An 18,560-nucleotide genomic window follows, 5' to 3' on the forward strand; every position below is an offset into this window, starting at 1 on the left:
CGCGGGCCGTGGCCGCTGTCACTGGTCGTCCGTAGCGTCCGCGGCGTCCGTAGCGTCCGCGGCGTCCTCGGTTTCCAGGGGCCGCCAGGCGGGGCCGTGGTCGTTCCGCCGGACCTGTCCGAACACGACGTCGGAGAAATGGACGCCGAAGCCGATCGTGCCGGGCTCCTCCAACTCGGCGACGAGACGGCGGCGGTGGTCGGCGGAGCGGGCGGGGTCATGGTCGTAGACGCAGGACCATCCAGGGTGGTCCACCTGGATCGGTGAATGCATGGAGTCGCCGAAGGCGATCAGCCGCGTCCCGCCTCCTGTGATCACGAACTCCGCGTGTCCCGCGGTGTGGCCTGCGGCGATCCGGACCCGCACACCGGGGAAGATCTCCTGACCGTCGGCCACCGTACGGACGTGTGGTGCGAGGGCGGCAAGGACCTCCCCGGGCGTGCCCGCGGCCTCCAGCAGTGCGCGCTGGGCCCATTCCGGCTCCGCCACCAGGTAGTCGGCGTGGGCGAACACGGGCCGGTCACCGCCCGGGGCGGGATGCGCGGCCCAGCCGACGTGGTCAGGATGCAGGTGGCTGAAGGCCACCGCCTCGATCTGCTCCGGCCTGCGACCGAGTTCGGCCAGGCTGCCCAGCAGCGCGCCGCCGCGCATGGTGCCGTTCGGTGTTCCCGGATCGGCCGGGAGCGAGTGCGGGCCGAACCCCGCGTCGATCAGCAGCGCGCGGTCGCCATGCTCCACCAGCAGGCCGCCGAGGCTCGCCACCAGATAGCCGGAAGCGTCGAGATACTCCGGGTGAGCCGCCCAGAACGCGTCGGTCGTGTCCGGCAGCCAGGCGCTCGGGCGGCCCTGTATCGCCCCGTCCGGCACGAAGGACACCTTCGTGTCGCCCAGCCGGACCGACCGGAGTTCCGCCGGTCGCCGCAGTCGCTCGTTCTGGTCAGCCACTGAACTCACCATGGGGCTCTCCTCGTTCGTCATCCCGTGTCAGGTCGCCGCCGGGTCTGGTGCGCGGACGGCCACGCCACCATAAGCATCAAGCTTGAAATATTCCAGCTGCAATTCTTCTGACTTGATGGACTTGCTAGGGTGGAGGCATGACGACACCCCCGGAAGCGCAGGCCATCGCCGAGCGGGAACTGTGCGGCCTGGTGACCGGACTGGCCCACCAGATCGCCGATCACGTCCGCCAACGGGCCGTCACGCTGGGCCTCACATCGGCCCAGGCGACCGCGCTGCGGGAGATGACCGGGCCGATGACCATGCGAGAGCTCGCCGAACGCATGAGCTGCGAGCCCTCCAACGCCACCTTCGTCATCGACAAACTCGAAAAACAGAGCCTGGTCGAACGCCGCGCGCACCCCACCGACCGCCGCGCCAAGCACCTCGTCCTCACCCCTGAGGGCAGCGTCCTGCGTGAACGCCTCCTCGAACTCCTCACCCAGGAGTCGCCGTTGGCCGCCCTCACCCCTGAGCAGCAAGGCGCCCTTCAGGGCCTGCTGGAGAGAACCGTCGCCCATCCCTAGGCGACACGCTTGCGGCTCGCGCCTCAGCCCTCGCCGTGACTTCGGGAGAACGGGGCCTAGCCCGGCGCCGTCAGCGCCACGGCCACCGCCCAGCCGATGTACCCGAGATTCACGGTCAGTCGCGCGAGCGCCCACGCGGGGCGGGCGTGCCGCAGCGCGTCCACGTGCGAGGGCAGATACGCGGTGATCAGCACGGCCGCCGCCCACGCCCCACCCTCCCGCCACTGCGGTACGCACAACGCCCCGCCCACCACCAGATCCGCGACCCCGCTCACGGCGACCACGGGCCCCGCGTGCCCGACCCACTCCGGTACGAGCGCGCGGAAGTAACGGGGGACGACGAAGTGCGCGACCCCCGAGCCGATCAGGAGTGACGCGAGCGCGACAGCGGCGATAACGTGCATGGCGCGATGCTCTCCGCCGACCGCGCCTGGACGCTTGAACAGAACGATCGCCGTCTGACCCTCTTCGCCGAGCCCCGCCCCTACGAGGTCGGTCTCCACCGCCACCCCGCCTGGAAACTGGTCCTGGCGGACGCCGAGGCCGTGACGACGGGCGGACGCGCCGTCTCCGGCCCGGGCCTGCTCGTTCCCCCGCAACTCGCACACACCTGCCGTACGAGGACGGGGTACGCCGCGCTCTTCCTCGACCCCTGGCTGCTCGCCGGGCCGACAGAGATCACGCCCCTGCCGGCCCCGGCGGTACGCCGCCTCCGCGCGGCCCTGCCCGACCTCGACTCCGCGTACGTTGAGCTGGTCGCTCTGACGGGCGCCGTGCCTGCTGGGCTGGACCCCAGGGTCGCCCATGTCCTGCGGTACGGCGCCCTCGCGGAAGAGGTCGGCCTCTCGCCCGTACGCCTACGGACCCTCGTCCGCGAGTCGGTCGGCATCCCCCTCGTACGGTTGCGCCGCTGGGCGCGCCTGCGGGATGCCGTCGGCGCCTTGTCGTCCGTCCCACCCGCGAGGGCGGCAACGGACGCGGGCTTCGCGGATCAGCCCCACCTCACGCGTACGGCCCGTACTTTGCTGGGCCGTACGCCCGCATCCTTCAGAGCCGCGCGATGAATCGGGCCCAGGCGTCCGCCGGGAACACGAGGATGGGCCCCGCGCCCCTGTCCTTGGTGTCCCGCACGGGCACGACGCCACCGGCCGTTCCGACCTCGACGCACTCGCCGCCATCACCGTTGCTGTGGCTGCTCTTGCGCCAGTGCCCGGCGGCCTCGACGCAATTGCCACCGTCGCCGTTGCTGTGGCTGCTCTTGCGCCAGCGGGCTGCGCCGATCTCGACGCAGTCGCCGCCGCTGCCGTTGCTGTAGCTGCTCTTACGCCATTCGAAGTCGCTCAAGTCAACTCGGATGCTTGCCATTTCGGAAGTCCTCTGCCGCTGCCTCGACCATGGCCAGGGACGCCCCCGGCGGCAATGCGGCGGCCCTGAGCAGATCGTACGACCTGCGGTAGTCCTTCACGAGGGCTGGATCGTCGATGGTGTCGCCACTGTGCAGTGACTCCGTGTACACCATTGGTGGGGCGTCCCCGAAGGTCATGAGTTTCGCGGTGCCCAGCATGAACGGGTGTGGTCCCTCGCTCCACGGAAGCACCTGGGGAACGATCCGGCGCCGTCGCGCCAACTCCGCGACGCGGTCGAGCTGTTCCGCCATGCCCTCGGGCGGGAGGAGCGGCAGGCGCAGCAGCGACTCGTGCAGGATCGCCCAGTACATGGGCTTCTTGTGGTCTTCCTCGAAGAGCTGCGCCCGGGCCAGGCGGGCGTTGACCTTGGCGGCGACCTCTTCCGGTCGTTCGAGAGGGTGCGTCGCCTCGACGACGGCTCGGGCGTACGCCTCCGTCTGGAGCAGGCCCGGAAACACGGTCGGGCACCACTCCTCGATGGAATCGGCCCGCTTCTCGGCATCGAGGGCCCGCTCGAAATACAGGGCGTGCCCGGCCCTCTTCGCGTTGCGGACATCCTCACAGCGCCGGCTGAAGAAGCCGTCGGTCTTGAGGACGCGATCCACATGCTCGGCGAGATCACACGGCATGCGGCGCTCGCCGCGTTCGATCTCGCTGAGGTGGCTGGAGCCGTAGAAGCTGCCGTCCACGAGCTGCTGCTGCGTCAGTCCGGCCTGTTCGCGCTTCCAGCGCAGCTCCTTGCCGTAGAAGGTGGGGACGCCCGCTGAGCCGTCGATGTCCTTGGGACCAGGCATGGTTACCGCCGATTCCGGTGGGGCGCGGTCGATTCCCCTGACGCCGCGCGGGAGTTGAATGCGCTGTCACCGTACGTCGGCTCACGTCATTGTGTGAGGGATTCGTCACGCAGTGCACAGATGGGGTGCGACACATGCACGACTATGTTCTCCGCCGACTGGAACCGACCGCGCGGCAGGCACTTACGATCCCGCTCCTCGCGATGCCGAGCGCGCTCGCGGCCGTACGGGAACGGGTCGCGCTGCACTGCGCGGCGTGGGGGTGCGAGGAGCTCGGCGAGGTCGCGGCGCTGTGCGTGAGTGAGCTGGTGACGAACGTGATCACGCACGTGGGGGAGGGGTCGCCGGTGAGCGTACGGCTGTCGTGGACCGGCGGTCGCGCCCGGCTGGCCGTGACGGACCCGGCGCCGGACGCGGTGCCCGTACGGCAGGAGGGGCCGCGCCCCGACGCGGAGTCGGGGCGCGGGATCGCGCTCGTGGACGCGCTCGCGGCACGGTGGGGCGTGGAGCGGCACGCGGGGGCGAAGACGGTGTGGTGCGAACTGGCGGCGCCGGGGGACGACCGGTCCGCCGTCCGCTAGGTCACGCAGTCCGCCACGGCTTGCGACGCCTGGGCGAGGAACAGGGGTGGCAACTCCTCCGCCGTCCACGGCGACCAGCCGTCCCACTCCTGCCCGGCGATCTCCTCCACCCGCTCGGCGGCCCGGGACGGCCGCAGGCCGGGGAGGCGCAGGGCCGCCGTCGTCCAGCCGATCAGCTCGTCGACGTCGAGGTACTCGTGCCACTCGGCGTCGTCCCAGCCGCGTCCGTCGGCGTGGCGGGTCCACGCCCACCGCAGGGCCTCGGCGGTGGCGTCGGCGGCGCGCTGCCGGGGAGTTCCCGTCGTCGTCCGGGCGATGTGCTCGGCATGCTCGACGAGGATCAGCGTCTCCTCGAAGGGGAACCTGGCGAAAAAATCGAGGTTCTCGGCGAGGGTGGGACGGAAGGCCCTGCCCCGGCCGTGGTTCCTGGAGGCGTCCAGCCACGCCCCCAGCGAGGACGGCCAGCCCCAGCCGTTCGGGGGGTGCTCCGCGGCGGGGCGCATCACCGCGTCGAACCACCCTTGAACGTACGCCTCGGAGGCGGCGACGATCGCCCGTACGTCGGCGTCGGTCGCGGGTCTGGCCCCGTCCAGGGGGCCCCGCAGGGCCACGAACGAACGTTCCACGGCGGTCCGTACGGCCCGGTGGAGCTCGGCCCGCCGGGCGGGCGGCGCCCAGGGCAGCAGGGCGGGAAGGCAGGCGGCGAAGGGATCTTGGCGGGCGGACACAGGGGGAGAGTAGACCGGGCCGGAGGGCGCCGTGCCGAAGGCAGGACGTACGGTACGCAGTCACGAACGCGGAGGGGAGATCATGGGCGACTGGTACCAGACGATCGTCGACACCGAGGCCACGCCGGAGGAGGCGCGGGGGCTCGCGGCGAGCGTCCTCGACTGGCTGATCGCTGACGGCTTCGTCGCAGCGGAACGTACCGACTGCGTCCTCGGCGCCGACGCCGGGCACGCGCCGGGGCCGCGGCACGGCGAAGCCGTCGAGAACCCGGATCCCGAACTGGTCAAGGTGTGGAGCAACGGCCTGCACGCCACCGTGGAGCGCCGGGTCTTCGACGCCGGGCAGGGCGAACCCTCGGCCGTCACCTGCCCGCACTGCACGACGGAGATCGCCCTCGTCGACGCATACTGGTCGCCCATCGAGGAGAACTGGGACCGGTTCGGCGACGCCGTGAACTCCTGGGCCGACGGGGACGACGAGCCCGTCGCGTGCCCGTCCTGCGACCGGGCGGCTCCCGTGCACACGTGGCTCTGGGCCGACGACTACTTCGCGTTCGGCCACCTCGGCTTCACGTTCTGGAACTGGCCCACGCTGCGCCCCGAGTTCGTCGAGGACTTCACACGCCGCCTCGGCGGCCACCGCACCGTACTGCTCGAAGGCAAGCTCTGATCTGACAGAGCGTGCCCGGTGGCTGAGCGGATCGCCTCGACGTCCGTGTGCTCTCCGCTTCCTGCGTCGCCCGGCTCGTCAGGCGTAGACGCGTTCCACGAAGTGGGCGAGCTGTTCGTCGTCGAGGTGGTGGGCGAGGTCGGCCTCGCTGATCACGCCGACGAGGCGCTTGTCGTCGTCCACGACGGGCAGGCGGCGGATCTGGTGGCTCTCCATCTCGTGGAGGACCTCGTCCACGCCCGCGTCGGCGCTGATCCAGCGGGGCGTGCCCTGGCACAGGTCGCCCGCGGTGACGCGCGAGGGGTCGTGGCCCGCGGCGACGCAGCGGACCGTGATGTCACGGTCGGTGATGATGCCGATCATGCGCTCCTCGGGGTCCATCGGATCGCTGACGGGCAGTGCGCCCACGTCGAGCTCGCGCATCAACTGCGCGGCCCTGTCGAGGGTTTCGGTGGCCGGGATCCACTGGGGTCCCGGGTTCATGAGGTCGGCGGCGGTGGTCATGGGACTCGCCTCCTCGTGCCGTCCGACGGTGCTTTCCCCCGTCATTCTCCCGGCGTCCCCCGGCGCCCGCACGGTGGCCGGAAGCGCGCTTACCCCACGGGCGTACCTCGGCCACAATGAGCGCGCTCCGTCCGTCACGGCCCCTGGATTCCGCTGACTTCCGTAGGAGGCGCTATGGGCGCCGCACGTGCCGTACGTACTGCCATGCTCCTCGTACTCCTCGTACTCCTCGTGCTCCTCGGCGCGGTCGCCGTACCGGGGGTGGCGCGTGCGGCGGACACGGCCGCCGGGGCCGTACGCGGTGGGGACGCGCTCTTCAGTGACAGCGGCACGCGCTGCACCGTCGGCTTCAACGCGACGGACGGCACCGACTTCTTCGGGCTCGTGCCGGGGTACTGCGGCGACACGGGCACGCGCTGGTACGCGGACCCGGGGCGTACGGTCCCGGTCGGGGAGACCGTCTCCTCGCACTTCCCCGGCGGCAACTACGCGGCGATCCGCTACACCAACCCGGACCTGACGTACCCGAGCGAGGTCAACTCGTACGGGGGCGGCGGCGCCGTACGGATCGAGCGGGCCGTCGAACCCCAGGTCGGGATGGCGGTCTGCCGGTCCGGTCCGACGACGGGGTGGCACTGCGGGACGATCCGGCAGATCAATGTCTCGGTCAACTACCCGGAGGGCACGGTCGACGGCCTCTTCAGCGCCGACATCTGCGCCGAACCCGGCGACAACGGCGGCCCGGCGGTCTCCGGGAACGCCGCCGTCGGCATGCTCGTCGGCGGCACGGGCGACTGCGCGTCGGGCGGCCTGACCTACTACCAGCCCGTCGTCGAGCCCCTCGGCGCGCTGGGCCTGACCATCGGCTACTGAGCCTCCGCGCCCGTCGGCGTCACTGGTCGTAGACGGTGACGGGCACGCCGCGTGCCGTCAGACGGGAGCGGATCATCGGCTCGACCCGCTCCCACCGGACCTCCGCGAGGACGAAGCCTTTCCCCCAGTCTCCCTGGTCGTTGCAGACGTGGGCGATCACCTTCGGGCCCGTGCGGGCATAGTGATGGCATTTGCCTAAAGGTTTTAGGTGGGTGCATGATGGGTTCAGGCGAGGCGGCGAAAGGTGAGGGTATGGCGCGTGCGGGGTTGTCCGGGGAGGTGCTGGCGCGGGCGGGGGCCGAGCTGGCGGACGAGGAGGGGTTCGAGGCGGTGACCGTCTCGGCGCTCGCGCGGCGGTTCGACGTGAAGGTCGCGAGCCTCTACTCGCATGTGAAGAGCTCGCACGACCTCAAGGTCAGGATCGCGCTGCTCGCGCTGGAGGAGATGGCCGACCGGGTCTCCGCCGCGCTCGCGGGGCGCGCGGGCAAGGACGCCCTCGCCGCCTTCGCGAACGTCTACCGGGACTACGCCCGCGAGCACCCCGGCCGGTTCGCCGCCGCGCAGACGCGGCTGGACCCCGAGACGGCCGCCGCCAGCGCGGGCGTGCGGCACGCGCAGATGACCCGGGCCATCCTGCGGGGCTACGAGCTGGAGGAGCCCGACCAGACGCACGCGGTCCGGCTCCTCGGCAGCGTCTTCCACGGCTACGTGAGCCTGGAGCTGGCCGGAGGGTTCAGCCACAGCGCCCCCGACTCCCAGGTGTCCTGGGAGCGGGTCGTGGACGCCCTCGACGCCGTGCTGCGCAACTGGCCCGCAGAGGGCTCCCCGTAACGTCACGAACGACAGGTTGAGGTCATGCACACCGAGCACCACCACCCGGGCCCGTGGATCACCACGGCCCCCGCCGAGCTGCTCCGCGGCGCCGCCGAGCTGGAGCGCACGCCGCGCGGCCTGCTGCCGCACCGGCTGCCCGCGTGGGCCCGCGCCCAGACGCCCGACGGGCAGTTGGCGATGGCGGAGGCCCAGCCGTCGGGCGTACGGCTCGTGTTCCGTACGGCCGCGACCGCCGTCGAGCTGGACGCGCTCGCCACCAAGCGGGTCTACGTCGGCGCGCCGCCCCGCCCCGAGGGGCTGTACGACCTGCTGGTCGACGGCCGCCTGGCGGAGCAGGCCGTCGTCTCCGGCGGGAACACCGTGACCATCGACCTGGCCACCGGGAGCGCGGAGATCACCGAAGGGCCGGTCGGCACCGTGCGGTTCGGCGCGCTGCCCGAGGGCGTCAAGGACGTCGAGATCTGGCTGCCGCACCACGAGACCACCGAGCTGGTCGCGCTCCGTACCGACGCGCCCGTGGAGCCGGTGCCCGACCGGGGGCGCCCGGTGTGGCTGCACCACGGCAGCTCGATCAGCCACGGCTCCGACGCGGCGAGCCCCTCCACGACCTGGCCCGCGCTCGCCGCCTCGTACGGGGGCGTGGAGCTGGTCAATCTGGGCCTGGGCGGCGGCGCGCTGCTCGACCCGTTCACGGCGCGGACGATGCGGGACACGCCCGCCGACCTGATCAGCGTCAAGATCGGCATCAACGTCGTCAACGCCGACCTGATGCGGCTGCGCGCCTTCGTCCCGGCCGTGCACGGCTTCCTCGACACGATCCGCGAGGGGCACCCGACCGCGCCGCTGCTGGTCGTCTCGCCCGTGTACTGCCCGATGCACGAGGACACCCCGGGGCCCGGCGCCTTCGACTTCGCCGCGCTGAGCGAGGGGAAGCTCCGCTTCCGGGCGACCGGCGACCCGGCGGAGACCGCGGCGGGGAAGCTGACGCTGAACGTCATCCGGGACGAGCTGGCCCGCCTCGTGGAGCAGCGCGCCGCCGACGACCCGCACCTCCATCTCCTCGACGGCCGCGAGCTGTACGGCGAGGCCGACCACGCCGAACTGCCGATGCCGGACGGGCTGCACCCGGACGCCGCCGCCCACCGCCGGATCGGCGAGCGCTTCGCCGAACTGGCCTTCACGGAGAAGGGCCCCCTCACCCTGGGCGGGTGAGAGGGCCCTCGGCAGCCCGGAGGGGCTACTTGTTGACGGTCCAGCGCTGCGGCTCCGCCGTGAAGCCGCGGCTGAGCAGCACCTCGTCGATCTTCTTGCCCTCCGGGACCAGGTAGACGTCGCAGATGGTCTGCGTCTTGCCCTTGGTCCAGGCGACGTCGTCGCCGTCGACGCAGTCCTTCGGGGTGGACTTGAGCTCGCCCATGATCATGATGAGCCGCTTGGCCGAGGCGCCGCTCGCCTTCGCGCCGAAGTCGCTCATGATCATGGGCTTCTTCACGGCGCCGCCCTCGACCTGCTTGGCCTTCACGTAGATCCAGGCCGGGACCTTGCCCTTGGCGGTCTTCTGGTCATCGAGGTCCGCGAGGTCCCCGGGCTTGCCCATCGTGACCTTGGCGGCGGCGACCTCGAACTTGGCCTTCTTGGCGCCGGAGAAGGTCTGCGGCTCGGGCGCGGGCTGCCCGAGCTTGAGGACCTGCGGCTTCTCGTCCTGCTGGGTGGACGAGTCGCCGTGCGAGCCGCCGCCCCTGTTCTTCTTGCCGCCCTCGCACGCCGTGACCGTCAGCGCGAGCGCCGCGCAGGCCGCGACGCAGACCGCGCGCCGGACAGCAGTGGACGTCATGGACGTCATTCCGTTCCGCATGTGGTGCTCCCCGTTCCCACCCGTCGACGGGTGGTGTCGTCCTCCGTGGCCGTGCTCCGGCAGCGGCGCTGCTGCGCGTGGCTGCTGCGCCGGGCTGCCGCACGGGCGGAGGTGATCTTACGGGCGGCGGATTCCGGTTAGGAATTCGGGGGGTCCATGACAAGCGCCGCGGCCGCGCTGCGGATGTTCCGGACCGTCCACGAGGGGCAGTCCGCCTCCGCCTCCAGCTCCTCGCGCGTGAGCCAGCGCAGCCCGGAGACCTCGGCGGGCGCCGCCGCGTACGGCTCGGCGCCGTCGGGGAGGTGCGCGGCGAACACGACGTTCACGACGGGCGTTCCCTCGTCCGAGACGAAGAACGTGCTCTCCGCGTAGCGCAGCGGAACGCCGTCGAGATCGACCCCGACCTCCTCGGCGGCCTCCCGCCGCGCCGTCGCCTCCAGCACGTCGTCGCGCGGACGCGCGTCCTCCACCTTCCCGCCGGGGACCGAGAGCGTGCCCCCTGCGTGCCCGAGGTCCGGATGCCGGACGATCAGCAGCCAGCGGTCGGCCCGCCGGAGGGCGACACAGACGTTCACGACGTAGGAGAGAGCTGCGGCAGACATGGGCGCACCCTAGGCCGTGTCCGGCGCCCCCGTCTCGGGGCTGGGCAGGGGCTGCCCCGCCTGCTGTGTCGCAGACCGCGGGTGGTGGGTGGTTGCTCGCGCAGTTCCCCGCGCCCCTGAGGCCTCAGGGGCGCGGGGCAGCCCCTGCCCAGCCTTCTTCTCCGTGCGCGGCGTGAGGGACCAGGTGGCGGCCAGGGCGAGGAGCAGGAGTCCGGCGCAGACGCAGCTGGCGGCCTCCAGTCCGGTGGTCATCGCCTCGCGTGCCGCGTCCGCCGCGCGGGCGCCGCCGGGGCCCTCGGCGAGCGAGGGGATCGCCGCCCCGGCGCTGTCCGTCACCGCGCCGCTGAGGTGTGCGGCCTCCGCCTCCGGCGTGCCCGTATCGGTGAGGCGGTCGCGCAGGGAGGTGCCGAGGGTGCTGAAGAAGAGGGTGGTGAGGACGGCGATGCCGAGCGCCGAGCCGAGTTCGCGGGACGCGCTCTGGATGCCCGAGCCCTGCCCGGCGCGCTCGCCGGGGACCTCGGCGAGGACGACGTTGGTGACCTGTGCCGTCGCGAAGCCCACGCCGACGCCGTAGACGAAGAGCGCCCCCGCGACCGGCCACCAGGCGCTGTCCGTCGCCGCGCACAGGCCGAGCACGGTCAGCCCCGCGGCCTCCAGCACCAGCCCGAGCCGCACCTGCCCCAGCGGCGGCACCGTGGCGGCCATCGCGAACCCGGCGCCGCTCGCGCAGAAGCTGCCCACGGCGAGCGCCACGAGCGCGAGCCCCGCCTCGAACGCGCTGTAGCCGAGCGTGAACTGCAGCCAGAGCGGCAGTACGGCCACGATCCCGAACTCGCCGAGCCCCACGATCAGCGTGACCGCGTTCCCGTTCCGGAACGAGGGGATCGCGAAGAGCCCCACGTCCATCAGCGGCTCGGCCCCGCGCCGCCGGAGCGCGGACTGACGGCGCCAGAAGGTGGCCAGGACCGCCGCCGCGAGGAGGAGCGCGACGAGTACGGGCGAGGGCCCGCCGTCCCAGGTCACGCCGCCCACGCTCAGCGGCTCGACGGACGCCAGCCAGCCGTACGTACGCCCCTCGACCAGCGCGAAGGAGAGCAGCCCGAGCCCGGCGGCGGAGAGCGCCGCGCTGCGGACGTCCACCCGGCCGCGGGTGCGGGGCGAGGCGTGCAGGCAGGCGCGCGCGGCGACGGCGATCAGTGCGACGGCGGGGATGTTGAGGGCGAACGCCCAGCGCCAGGAGAAGTCCGCGAGCCAGCCGCCGAGCAGCGGTCCGACGGCCGCCGCCGCGCCGATCGTCGAGCCCCAGACGGCGAACGCCTGGCCGCGTGCCCGTCCCGTGAACGACGCGTTCACCAGCGCCAGCGAGGACGGCAGGATCATCGCCCCGCCCACGCCCTGGACGAAGCGCGCGAGGATCAGCGTCCCGCCGTCGGGCGCGAGCGCGGCGCCCAGGCTCGTCACGCCGAAGACGGCGAGGCCGAGCAGGAAGACGCGCCGGGCGCCGTACAGGTCGGAGAGCCGTCCGGCGAGCAGGAGGAGCGCGGCGAAGACGATCGCGTAGGACTCCTGGACCCACTGCGCCTCGGTCGAGTCGATCCCGAGGTCCTCGATCACCGGCGCCAGCAGCACATTGACGATCGTCAGGTCCACGACGATCAGCGCGACGCCCAGCGAGACCGCCACGAGGCCGCACCACAAGCGGGCCATGAATACCTCCACGAGTGAGTAACTTCATGGTGAAGGTACTCCATGGCCGCGATAGATTGTCAAACCCCGAGTGGAGAGGACGGAGCGCGGTGAGAGAGAACGTGGAGGCGGAGGAGCAGCGCGACCGGCTCATGGACGGGCTGCGCGCCTTCGGCGCCAACTACACGGAGTTCACCCGGCGGTTCGCGGTCTGGCTCGGGCTGCACGCCACCGACGCCGCCGCGCTCGCCGAGATCCTCTACGCCGAGGACAAGGGCGCCCCGCTCTCCCCGGCCCGGCTCGCCGAGCGCGTCTCGCTCTCGTCCGGCGCGACGACCGCGCTGCTCAACCGGCTGGAACGGGCCGGGCACGTCGTCCGCACCCGCGAGCAGGCCGACCGCCGCATCGTCACGCTGCGCAGCAGCCCGGAGATCAGGCCGCGCGCCGTGGAGTTCTTCGGTCTCTACAGCGCGCGGCTGACGGAGGTGGTGGCCCGCCACGACCCCGAGCGGCTGCGGGGCTTCGAGGAGTTCCTCGACGATCTGCGCGGCACGATGGGCGCGCTGCTCGCGGACGAGTACCGGGAGGGCGGACCGGGGGGCGGCCCGTCGTCGTAGGGGTCAGTGCACGACGGAGATGCGTTCGTTCGGGTGCTCCGCGCTCTCCAGTTCGTCGACGAACGCGATCGCGTAGTCCTCCGCGCTGATGGAGCTGGTGCCGTCGTCGCCGGTCAGCAGGCGTTCGCCGCCGATCCGGTAGGCGCCGGTGCGGACGCCGGGGGTGATCTCGGGGGCGGGGGAGACGTACGTCCAGTCGAGGTAGTCGACGTCGCGCAGCTTCGTCAGCAGGTCGTGGTGGGCCAGCGCCTCGCCCTTGTAGGCGGCGGGGAATTCGGGGGTGTCCAGCAGCATCTTGCCGGGCCCGACGAGCAGGCTGCCCGCGCCGCCGACGATCACGATGCGGCGCACCCCGGACTGCCGTACGCCGCGCAGGATGCCGTCGTAGAGCGCGGTGAACGGCTCGCGCGGATCGCTGCCGTCGCGGGGCGGCGCGAGCGCGGAGGTCACGACGTCGTGCCCGGCGGCCAGTTCGGCGATCCGCTCCGGGTCCGAGGCGTCGGCGGCCACCGCCGTCAGCCGCGGATTTCCGTCCTCGGGCGCCAGGCCCGAACGGGTGATGGCCGTGACCTCGTGCTCCCGGGAGAGCGCTTCGACGGCGATACGGCTGCCGACCATGCCGGTGGCACCGAGCAGGACGATCTTCATGGCGGGCCTTCCTGGGGGAGTGGCGCCGGGGAGGGGCGTCGCTTTCCACCGTATGAACCGCGCGAAGAAGGGCAAACGCGGGCGTAGCGGTCAAGGGGTCGGCCGGAGCAGGGGGCTGGTGACGCCCGGGGCCGCGTGCGCCATGATGAGCCGGTGACCTCACCCGCCGCTTCCGGCTCACCGCTCGCGTACGACCTGGAGGAACGCAGGTCGGCCTGGGGAGCGCTGTGGCGGTGCGTGCTCCTGCTCGTCGCCGGGTGCGTGGCGATCGCCGCCGGTGCCTGGGTCGACTCGAAGATCATCATCGCCGTGGAGCCCGACGAGCTGGCGTCCCTGCCGAGCCTGCTCGCCGCGCTGGGGCTCGGCGCCGTCGCCGTGCTGTGGCTGCGCGCGCGGGACGGTTTCCTGGTGCCGGTCGTCCTCGGCGCCGCGCTCGCCGGGATCGGTGCCTCGCACGTGATCCACGACGGTCTGCTGGACGGCACCCGTGTGGACCCGGACGTGCTCCGCGAGGTCTCCTACGCCAACGTCATGACCGCCGCCGGGCTCGCCATCACCGCGGTGGGCGTCGTGTGGGCGGCCGTCAGCGGCCACCGCACGCCGCGCAAGCCGGGCACGAGCATCGGCGCGAGCCGTCGGCAGGAGGACGCGGAGGGGCCGGAAAGCTGACGGTTCAGGCCGACTCCGGGGTCATGGCCTGCGTACCGAGGACGCCGAGCAGGCGTAGCTTGTCGGCCGCGCCCGTGCCGGGGACCGGGGTGTAGAGCACGAGCCGCACATCGGTGCCGGGCGCCGTGAGCACGTCGCAGCTCAGCTCCAGCGGGCCGACCCGCGGATGGTGCACGGTCTTCGCGTCGGCCGTGTGCGCGCCGACCTCGTGCGCGTCCCAGAGCTCGGCGAACCGGGCGCTGGCCGTACGGAGGTCGCGGACCAGTGCGCGGAGACCGGCGTCCGCCGGATAGCGGGCGGTGGCGGCCCGCAGATCGGCGGTCATCGCCGCCTCGAAACGGGCCGTCTGCCCGGGCGTGTGGTGCGTGACACGGGCGGGCGCGGCCCGGCCGGTGAAGTGCCGCCACAGGACGTTCCGTTCGCGGCCTTCGTGCGCGGACGGGTCGCCCATCAGCGCCGCGTAGAGCGGGTTCCACGCGACGAGGGTCCAGCTCGCGTCGTGCACTCCCACCGGCGTGGCGTCCAGCTGGTCGAGCAGCCGCAGGACGCCGGGGGTGAGGTGCGCGCAGACCTGCCGGGGCGGGGGCGGGGCCTGGCCCGCCAGCAGGAACAGATGGTCGCGCTCCTCGGGCGTCAGCCGCAGCGCGCGGGCGAGCGCGGTCAGCACCTGCGCCGACGGCGAGGAGGCGCGGCCCTGTTCGAGCCGGATCACATAGTCCACGGAGACGCCCGCGAGCCCGGCCAGCTCCTCGCGCCGCAGCCCCGGCGCACGCCGAGTCCGCCCCACCGGCAGCCCCACGTCCCCGGGCGCGACCCGGTCCCGCCACCCGCGCAGCGCACGGCTGAGCGCACGGCGGTCCGTGCCGGGGTCCTGGGCAGCGGGGTCGGTGCTCATCCGGCCAGTATCGGCCCGGCGGGCCCGGGCGCGGAGGGGCGAGAGGGGTACCGGCGTTCCCAGGAAGGGCCCGGTACTCCCTCGCCCGTGCCCCGGTACCGAGGCTGGAGGCATGACGAACACCTCCGGCCCCGTACGCCGTGTCGAGCTGGTCCACGATTTCGTGTGCGCCCGCTCGTACATCGGCTTCACCCGTCTCGTCCGCGCCGTCCGCCGTTACGAGGACGAGGGCGGCGCCGTCCGCCTCGTGCTGCGCCCCTTCCAGATCCGGCCCGGCACCCCGGCCGAACCGGAGCCGCTCTTCGAGGTCCACCGGCGGGACAGGGGCGAGGAGATCGCGCGGGCGATACGCGCCGACACCACCCTCGGCGCTGCCGACGGCCTCCGCTTCCGCTTCGACCGGGCGCTCTTCACCAGTACGTGGGCCGCGCACCGCCTCCGCGCCCGCGCCGTCGCACAGGGGCGCGGGGTCGCGATGACCGAGCGCCTCTTCCGCGCGTACTTCACCGACGGACTCCACCTCTCCGACCCCGCCGTCCTGGCCCGCCTGGCGGAGGAGGCGGGAGTCGTGACCGACGGCGACGGCGGCAGTGACGCGGGCACGGACGCGCTGCGCGCCGAACTCGGCCGCACCCGCGCCCTCGGCAGCGAGACGGGCCCGGTCTTCCGCTTCGGCGACGGCACGGCCTCGACGGTCCTGGCGGAGGAGCAGCCGGAGGAGGCGTTGCTCGCCGCGCTGCGGGGATCGAAAATGTCTTCGACGGAGCGATGAGTTCTGCCGACGCCGCAGGTCTCTCCCTCGACACTCACTGAACAGCACCTACTGAGCAGCACGAGCGAGGAATCCCATGAGCCAGCTTCTGCGCGTCCAGAACTTCGCCGTCTCGCGTGACGGTTACGCCGCCGGCGAGGGCCAGAGCCTGGAGCGTCCGTTCGGTCATGCCGACCCCGCCACGATGATGTCCTGGGCCGGTGCCACGGCGCACTGGCCCAACCGGACCGATCCGGGCGGCAGCCGGGGCCTGGACGACTACTTCACGCGCGACTACCAGCAGAACATCGGCGCCGAGATCATGGGGCGCAACAAGTTCAGCCCCCAGCGCGGGGCCTGGGAGGACCACGAGTGGCAGGGCTGGTGGGGCGACGAGCCGCCGTTCCACACGCCCGTGTTCGTGCTGACCCACCACGTCCGGCCCTCGTTCTCGCTCTCCGACACCACGTTCCACTTCGTGGACGCCGACCCGGCGACCGTCCTCAAGCAGGCGAAGGAGGCGGCGCAGGGCAAGGACGTACGGCTCGGCGGCGGCGCCACGGTCATCCGTGCCTTCCTGGAGGCGGACCTCGTGGACGCCCTGCACGTGGCGGTCGTGGACGACGTCGAACTGGGCGGCGGCGTGCGCCTCTGGGAGTCCCCGGACGAGCTCCGCGACCGCTTCCACCTCGACGTCGTCCCGAGCTCCAGCGGAGTGACCCACCACCTCTTCTGGCGCAAGTGACCCCTCGACCGACCCCTCAGGTGGCCTGAGCGGCGGCGGCGAGGATGCGGCGGCAGTCGGCGCGCAGCGCCTCGTCCTGGTCGACGTGGTAGCGGATGTTGGGCGTGGCGGCGTCGTTGTTGCCGTGGCGGCGGGTGCGGGCCAGTTCGGCGCGGGCGAGGGGGATGGCCGCCGCCGCCGCGGGGCCGAGTCCCGCGAGGCAGGCGGCGATCGCCGGGAGCCGGTACGGCGTACGGGACCACTGCTCGACGAGGAGGCCCGCCGTCTCCTCCGCGTCGCCCTCGATCCGCCAGAGGGCGAGCGCCGCCGTGGTCCGGTGGTTGTCGTCGGCCAGCCGCTCGCGGAGGAGGGGCGTCAACGGGGCGGCGTGGCGGCCGAGTCGGCCCGCCGTCTCGATGCCCTGGGCGCGGTCGTTCGGCCGTTCCGCGCGCAGCATCCGCGTCACGGCGGTCAGCACGAGGTCGCGGTCGAGGTCTAGGTCGGCCTCGCCGGTGATCTGCCAGAGGGCCTCGGCGGCCTGCATGCCGCGGTGCGGGGACTCCTCGGCGGTCACCCGGGCCCGTACGGTGTCGGCGTGCGGCGCCGCCTCCCGGCCGTACCGCGCGAGGAGGCGGAACGCGGCGTGGCGGGTCCCGGCGTCGGCGCTGGACGCGTACCGCGCAGCCAGTGGCAGGCCCTCCGGCGGCGCGGGCACCGCCAGCGCGTCGAGGAACAGGGCACGCCGCCGGTGGGCCCCGGAGCGCAGGCGGGAGAGGCGGGTCAGGATGACCGGGCCCAGCGGCGCGGAGTGCGCGGCGACCGCGCGTACGCTCACGTTCAGGTCCAGCGAGGGCGGCTCGTCCTCCAGCAGCCTCGTCAGCCCCGGGACGGCGCGTGGATCACCCTGCGCAGCCAGCGCCTCCACGGCGCGCTCGTGGCGCCCGTCCCCGTCGCCCTCGACGGCGTGGCGGTACGTGGCCAGCGAGGCGGCGATCACGTCCGCGACGCCGTGCGCCAGCGGGTGCAGGAAGGTCAGCTCGCGCAGCGCCTCGCACGCCACGCGCGCGTCCCCGCCCGTCAGCTGACGGGCTATCAGCTCGATGGCCTCGTCGCTGGGCAGCCGCCAGCCCGACAGCAGCAGGCCCGCCTGGCCGAGCGCCGCACGGCGCTGTCCCCGCGACGGACTGCGCAACTGGTCGACCAGCAGCTCCAGTCGCGCGTCCGTACGGTCGGCGAGCGCCGTGTGCAGGCGCTGGAGCAGCTCGATCGCCTCGTCGGCGTCGAGCGCGGCGCGGTGCTCCGCGTGCAGCTCCCGCAGATACGCCACCATCGTCGTCGGCGTGCCGGTGCGCGGCCGGTCCTCCCCGGGCTCCGGCACGGGGGACGGCGCCTCGCGGGCCTCGCGCATCGCCTCCCGTACCCACTCCACGGCGCGCGGCGGCAGCAGCGCGGGCGCGCACCGGGCGAGCCCGGTCAGCGCCGCGAGCAGCAGCTCGGGGCGGGGCCGCGCCTGGTGCGCGACGCGGACGAGGCAGTCCGCCGCGCCCTCGGCCGTATCCGCGTCCCCGGCCGTCTCCGCGCCGTCCCCGCCGTGCCGTACGGCCAGTTCGGCGAGGGCTGTGACCAGGGCGCGGACCGCGTCGGCGTCGGGCTCGGCGTCCAGCCGTCCCCGCAGCGCCTCCAGCACCCGCGCGCCGTCCGCGTGCAGCTGGACGAGCGCGCCCGGCACGACGGCGCGCAGCTCCGGGTCCGGGTCGTCGAGCAGCGGGAAGAGCTCGGCGGAGCGGCCGCGGACGGTGGCGGAGGCCGTCACGTAGTTGGCGACCCAGGCGGCGTGCTCCTCCTCGTCCTCGAAGTCGGTCCAGATCTCGTCGGGGTCCGGCTCGGTCTCGCCCGCGACGCTGCACAGCAGTTCCAGGATCGTGCCCCGGTCGGGGACCGTCGGTTCGAGGAGGAGCGCGAAGAGGAAGGGGAGGCTGGCGACCGTGCAGTCGTAGACGTCGCCCTGGTGGTGGACCGCGCCGTACATCCCGTCGAGCGCGCCCTCCCGCTCGTCGGGGTCGTCCGAGGCCAGTCCGCGCAGCAGCTCCGGTACGTCCGACGCGTCGCCGTAGGCATGGTTCATGGACGCCCAGTCGACGTCGTCTATCCCTGTCAGCACGTGCCGCACTCTATGCCGCACGTACGCCCGTACGCGCAT

24 protein-coding genes are annotated in these 18,560 nt (G+C 73.0%); 11 read left to right on the forward strand and 13 right to left on the reverse strand.

Annotation, left to right across the window (positions count from 1 at the left end):
• Window positions 1–18 precede the first annotated feature (18 nt).
• On the reverse strand, window positions 19–957 hold the full coding sequence (locus tag ACGF3A_RS32135) for an MBL fold metallo-hydrolase (RefSeq protein ID WP_393733932.1): 939 nt from the start codon (window positions 955–957) through the stop codon (window positions 19–21).
• 137 nt (window positions 958–1,094) lie between these two features.
• On the opposite strand from ACGF3A_RS32135, the gene ACGF3A_RS32140 reads away from it, so the two are divergent.
• Window positions 1,095–1,523: a MarR family winged helix-turn-helix transcriptional regulator gene (locus ACGF3A_RS32140; RefSeq protein ID WP_393733933.1), complete on the forward strand. Its 429-nt coding sequence runs from the start codon at window positions 1,095–1,097 to the stop codon at window positions 1,521–1,523.
• A gap of 56 nt (window positions 1,524–1,579) precedes the next feature.
• Here ACGF3A_RS32140 and ACGF3A_RS32145 read toward each other — a convergent pair whose 3' ends face one another.
• A complete protein-coding gene (locus ACGF3A_RS32145) occupies window positions 1,580–1,927 on the reverse strand; it encodes a hypothetical protein (protein WP_393733934.1) in 348 nt (115 codons plus the stop codon).
• Between the two features lie 6 nt (window positions 1,928–1,933).
• Here ACGF3A_RS32145 and ACGF3A_RS32150 point away from each other — a divergent pair, with 6 nt between their 5' ends.
• Window positions 1,934–2,587 carry a helix-turn-helix domain-containing protein gene (locus ACGF3A_RS32150; protein WP_393733935.1) on the forward strand — a complete coding sequence of 218 codons (654 nt, stop codon included), beginning with the start codon at window positions 1,934–1,936 and terminating at the stop codon, window positions 2,585–2,587.
• On the opposite strand, the gene ACGF3A_RS32155 is transcribed toward ACGF3A_RS32150, so the two are convergent.
• Together ACGF3A_RS32155 and ACGF3A_RS32160 are read right to left on the reverse strand one after the other, a co-directional pair.
• Window positions 2,571–2,867: a DUF397 domain-containing protein gene (locus ACGF3A_RS32155; protein ID WP_393733936.1), complete on the reverse strand. Its 297-nt coding sequence runs from the start codon at window positions 2,865–2,867 to the stop codon at window positions 2,571–2,573. The two genes, ACGF3A_RS32150 and ACGF3A_RS32155, sit on opposite strands and share 17 nt — an antisense overlap.
• A 1-nt stretch (window position 2,868) precedes the next feature.
• On the reverse strand, window positions 2,869–3,723 hold the full coding sequence (locus ACGF3A_RS32160; RefSeq protein WP_393733937.1) for a helix-turn-helix domain-containing protein: 855 nt from the start codon (window positions 3,721–3,723) through the stop codon (window positions 2,869–2,871).
• A gap of 134 nt (window positions 3,724–3,857) precedes the next feature.
• On the opposite strand from ACGF3A_RS32160, the gene ACGF3A_RS32165 reads away from it, so the two are divergent.
• Complete coding sequence (locus ACGF3A_RS32165; RefSeq protein ID WP_393733938.1) at window positions 3,858–4,304, forward strand: ATP-binding protein; 447 nt, start codon at window positions 3,858–3,860, stop codon at window positions 4,302–4,304.
• Here the strand turns inward: ACGF3A_RS32165 and ACGF3A_RS32170 are convergent.
• On the reverse strand, window positions 4,301–5,032 hold the full coding sequence (locus ACGF3A_RS32170; RefSeq protein ID WP_393733939.1) for a hypothetical protein: 732 nt from the start codon (window positions 5,030–5,032) through the stop codon (window positions 4,301–4,303). The genes ACGF3A_RS32165 and ACGF3A_RS32170 overlap by 4 nt on opposite strands.
• 82 nt (window positions 5,033–5,114) lie before the next feature.
• Between ACGF3A_RS32170 and ACGF3A_RS32175 the strand changes: the two genes are divergently transcribed.
• Window positions 5,115–5,702: a hypothetical protein gene (locus ACGF3A_RS32175; RefSeq protein ID WP_393733940.1), complete on the forward strand. Its 588-nt coding sequence runs from the start codon at window positions 5,115–5,117 to the stop codon at window positions 5,700–5,702.
• 78 nt (window positions 5,703–5,780) lie between these two features.
• Here the strand turns inward: ACGF3A_RS32175 and ACGF3A_RS32180 are convergent, their stop codons facing one another.
• On the reverse strand, window positions 5,781–6,206 hold the full coding sequence (locus ACGF3A_RS32180) for a CBS domain-containing protein (RefSeq protein WP_393733941.1): 426 nt from the start codon (window positions 6,204–6,206) through the stop codon (window positions 5,781–5,783).
• Between the two features lie 174 nt (window positions 6,207–6,380).
• Between ACGF3A_RS32180 and ACGF3A_RS32185 the strand changes: the two genes are divergently transcribed.
• A complete protein-coding gene (locus ACGF3A_RS32185; protein ID WP_393733942.1) occupies window positions 6,381–7,079 on the forward strand; it encodes a S1 family peptidase in 699 nt (232 codons plus the stop codon).
• 19 nt (window positions 7,080–7,098) lie between these two features.
• On the opposite strand, the gene ACGF3A_RS32190 is transcribed toward ACGF3A_RS32185, so the two are convergent.
• Window positions 7,099–7,239, reverse strand: a complete 141-nt coding sequence (locus ACGF3A_RS32190) for a hypothetical protein (RefSeq protein WP_393733943.1) — start codon at window positions 7,237–7,239, stop codon at window positions 7,099–7,101.
• A 92-nt stretch (window positions 7,240–7,331) separates the two neighbouring features.
• Between ACGF3A_RS32190 and ACGF3A_RS32195 the strand changes: the two genes are divergently transcribed.
• Window positions 7,332–7,910, forward strand: coding sequence for a TetR/AcrR family transcriptional regulator (locus tag ACGF3A_RS32195; RefSeq protein WP_393733944.1), 579 nt, complete (start codon window positions 7,332–7,334; stop codon window positions 7,908–7,910).
• Window positions 7,911–7,934: 24 nt separating this feature from the next.
• Window positions 7,935–9,125, forward strand: coding sequence for a GDSL-type esterase/lipase family protein (locus ACGF3A_RS32200; RefSeq protein ID WP_393733945.1), 1,191 nt, complete (start codon window positions 7,935–7,937; stop codon window positions 9,123–9,125).
• 25 nt (window positions 9,126–9,150) lie between these two features.
• Here ACGF3A_RS32200 and ACGF3A_RS32205 read toward each other — a convergent pair whose 3' ends face one another.
• The 3 genes from ACGF3A_RS32205 to ACGF3A_RS32215 form a co-directional block, all read right to left on the reverse strand.
• A complete protein-coding gene (locus tag ACGF3A_RS32205) occupies window positions 9,151–9,747 on the reverse strand; it encodes a hypothetical protein (RefSeq protein WP_393733946.1) in 597 nt (198 codons plus the stop codon).
• 158 nt (window positions 9,748–9,905) lie between these two features.
• Window positions 9,906–10,370: an NUDIX hydrolase gene (locus ACGF3A_RS32210; RefSeq protein ID WP_393733947.1), complete on the reverse strand. Its 465-nt coding sequence runs from the start codon at window positions 10,368–10,370 to the stop codon at window positions 9,906–9,908.
• A 9-nt stretch (window positions 10,371–10,379) separates the two neighbouring features.
• Complete coding sequence (locus ACGF3A_RS32215) at window positions 10,380–12,077, reverse strand: MFS transporter (RefSeq protein ID WP_393733948.1); 1,698 nt, start codon at window positions 12,075–12,077, stop codon at window positions 10,380–10,382.
• 131 nt (window positions 12,078–12,208) lie between these two features.
• Between ACGF3A_RS32215 and ACGF3A_RS32220 the strand changes: the two genes are divergently transcribed.
• Window positions 12,209–12,673 (forward strand): MarR family winged helix-turn-helix transcriptional regulator, encoded by a 465-nt coding sequence (locus ACGF3A_RS32220; RefSeq protein WP_393734260.1) that lies wholly within the window; start codon window positions 12,209–12,211, stop codon window positions 12,671–12,673.
• A gap of 3 nt (window positions 12,674–12,676) precedes the next feature.
• Here ACGF3A_RS32220 and ACGF3A_RS32225 read toward each other — a convergent pair whose 3' ends face one another.
• Window positions 12,677–13,321 carry an NAD(P)-dependent oxidoreductase gene (locus ACGF3A_RS32225; RefSeq protein ID WP_393733950.1) on the reverse strand — a complete coding sequence of 215 codons (645 nt, stop codon included), beginning with the start codon at window positions 13,319–13,321 and terminating at the stop codon, window positions 12,677–12,679.
• A 153-nt stretch (window positions 13,322–13,474) separates the two neighbouring features.
• On the opposite strand from ACGF3A_RS32225, the gene ACGF3A_RS32230 reads away from it, so the two are divergent.
• The gene (locus ACGF3A_RS32230) at window positions 13,475–13,990 is read left to right on the forward strand and encodes a hypothetical protein (RefSeq protein ID WP_393733951.1); all 516 of its coding nucleotides are present in this window, start codon (window positions 13,475–13,477) and stop codon (window positions 13,988–13,990) included.
• A 4-nt stretch (window positions 13,991–13,994) separates the two neighbouring features.
• On the opposite strand, the gene ACGF3A_RS32235 is transcribed toward ACGF3A_RS32230, so the two are convergent.
• Complete coding sequence (locus ACGF3A_RS32235) at window positions 13,995–14,885, reverse strand: helix-turn-helix domain-containing protein (RefSeq protein WP_393733952.1); 891 nt, start codon at window positions 14,883–14,885, stop codon at window positions 13,995–13,997.
• A gap of 112 nt (window positions 14,886–14,997) precedes the next feature.
• Between ACGF3A_RS32235 and ACGF3A_RS32240 the strand changes: the two genes are divergently transcribed.
• Together ACGF3A_RS32240 and ACGF3A_RS32245 are read left to right on the forward strand one after the other, a co-directional pair.
• Entirely contained in the window at window positions 14,998–15,657 is a 660-nt protein-coding gene (locus ACGF3A_RS32240; RefSeq protein WP_393733953.1) for a DsbA family protein, read from the forward strand.
• Between the two features lie 76 nt (window positions 15,658–15,733).
• Window positions 15,734–16,381, forward strand: coding sequence for a dihydrofolate reductase family protein (locus tag ACGF3A_RS32245; protein WP_393733954.1), 648 nt, complete (start codon window positions 15,734–15,736; stop codon window positions 16,379–16,381).
• A gap of 16 nt (window positions 16,382–16,397) precedes the next feature.
• Here ACGF3A_RS32245 and ACGF3A_RS32250 read toward each other — a convergent pair whose 3' ends face one another.
• Window positions 16,398–18,521: a HEAT repeat domain-containing protein gene (locus tag ACGF3A_RS32250; RefSeq protein WP_393733955.1), complete on the reverse strand. Its 2,124-nt coding sequence runs from the start codon at window positions 18,519–18,521 to the stop codon at window positions 16,398–16,400.
• Between the last annotated feature and the right edge of the window lie 39 nt (window positions 18,522–18,560).

The sequence above is a fragment of the Streptomyces sp. NPDC048172 genome, from assembly GCF_043202595.1.
GTDB lineage: Bacteria > Actinomycetota > Actinomycetes > Streptomycetales > Streptomycetaceae > Streptomyces.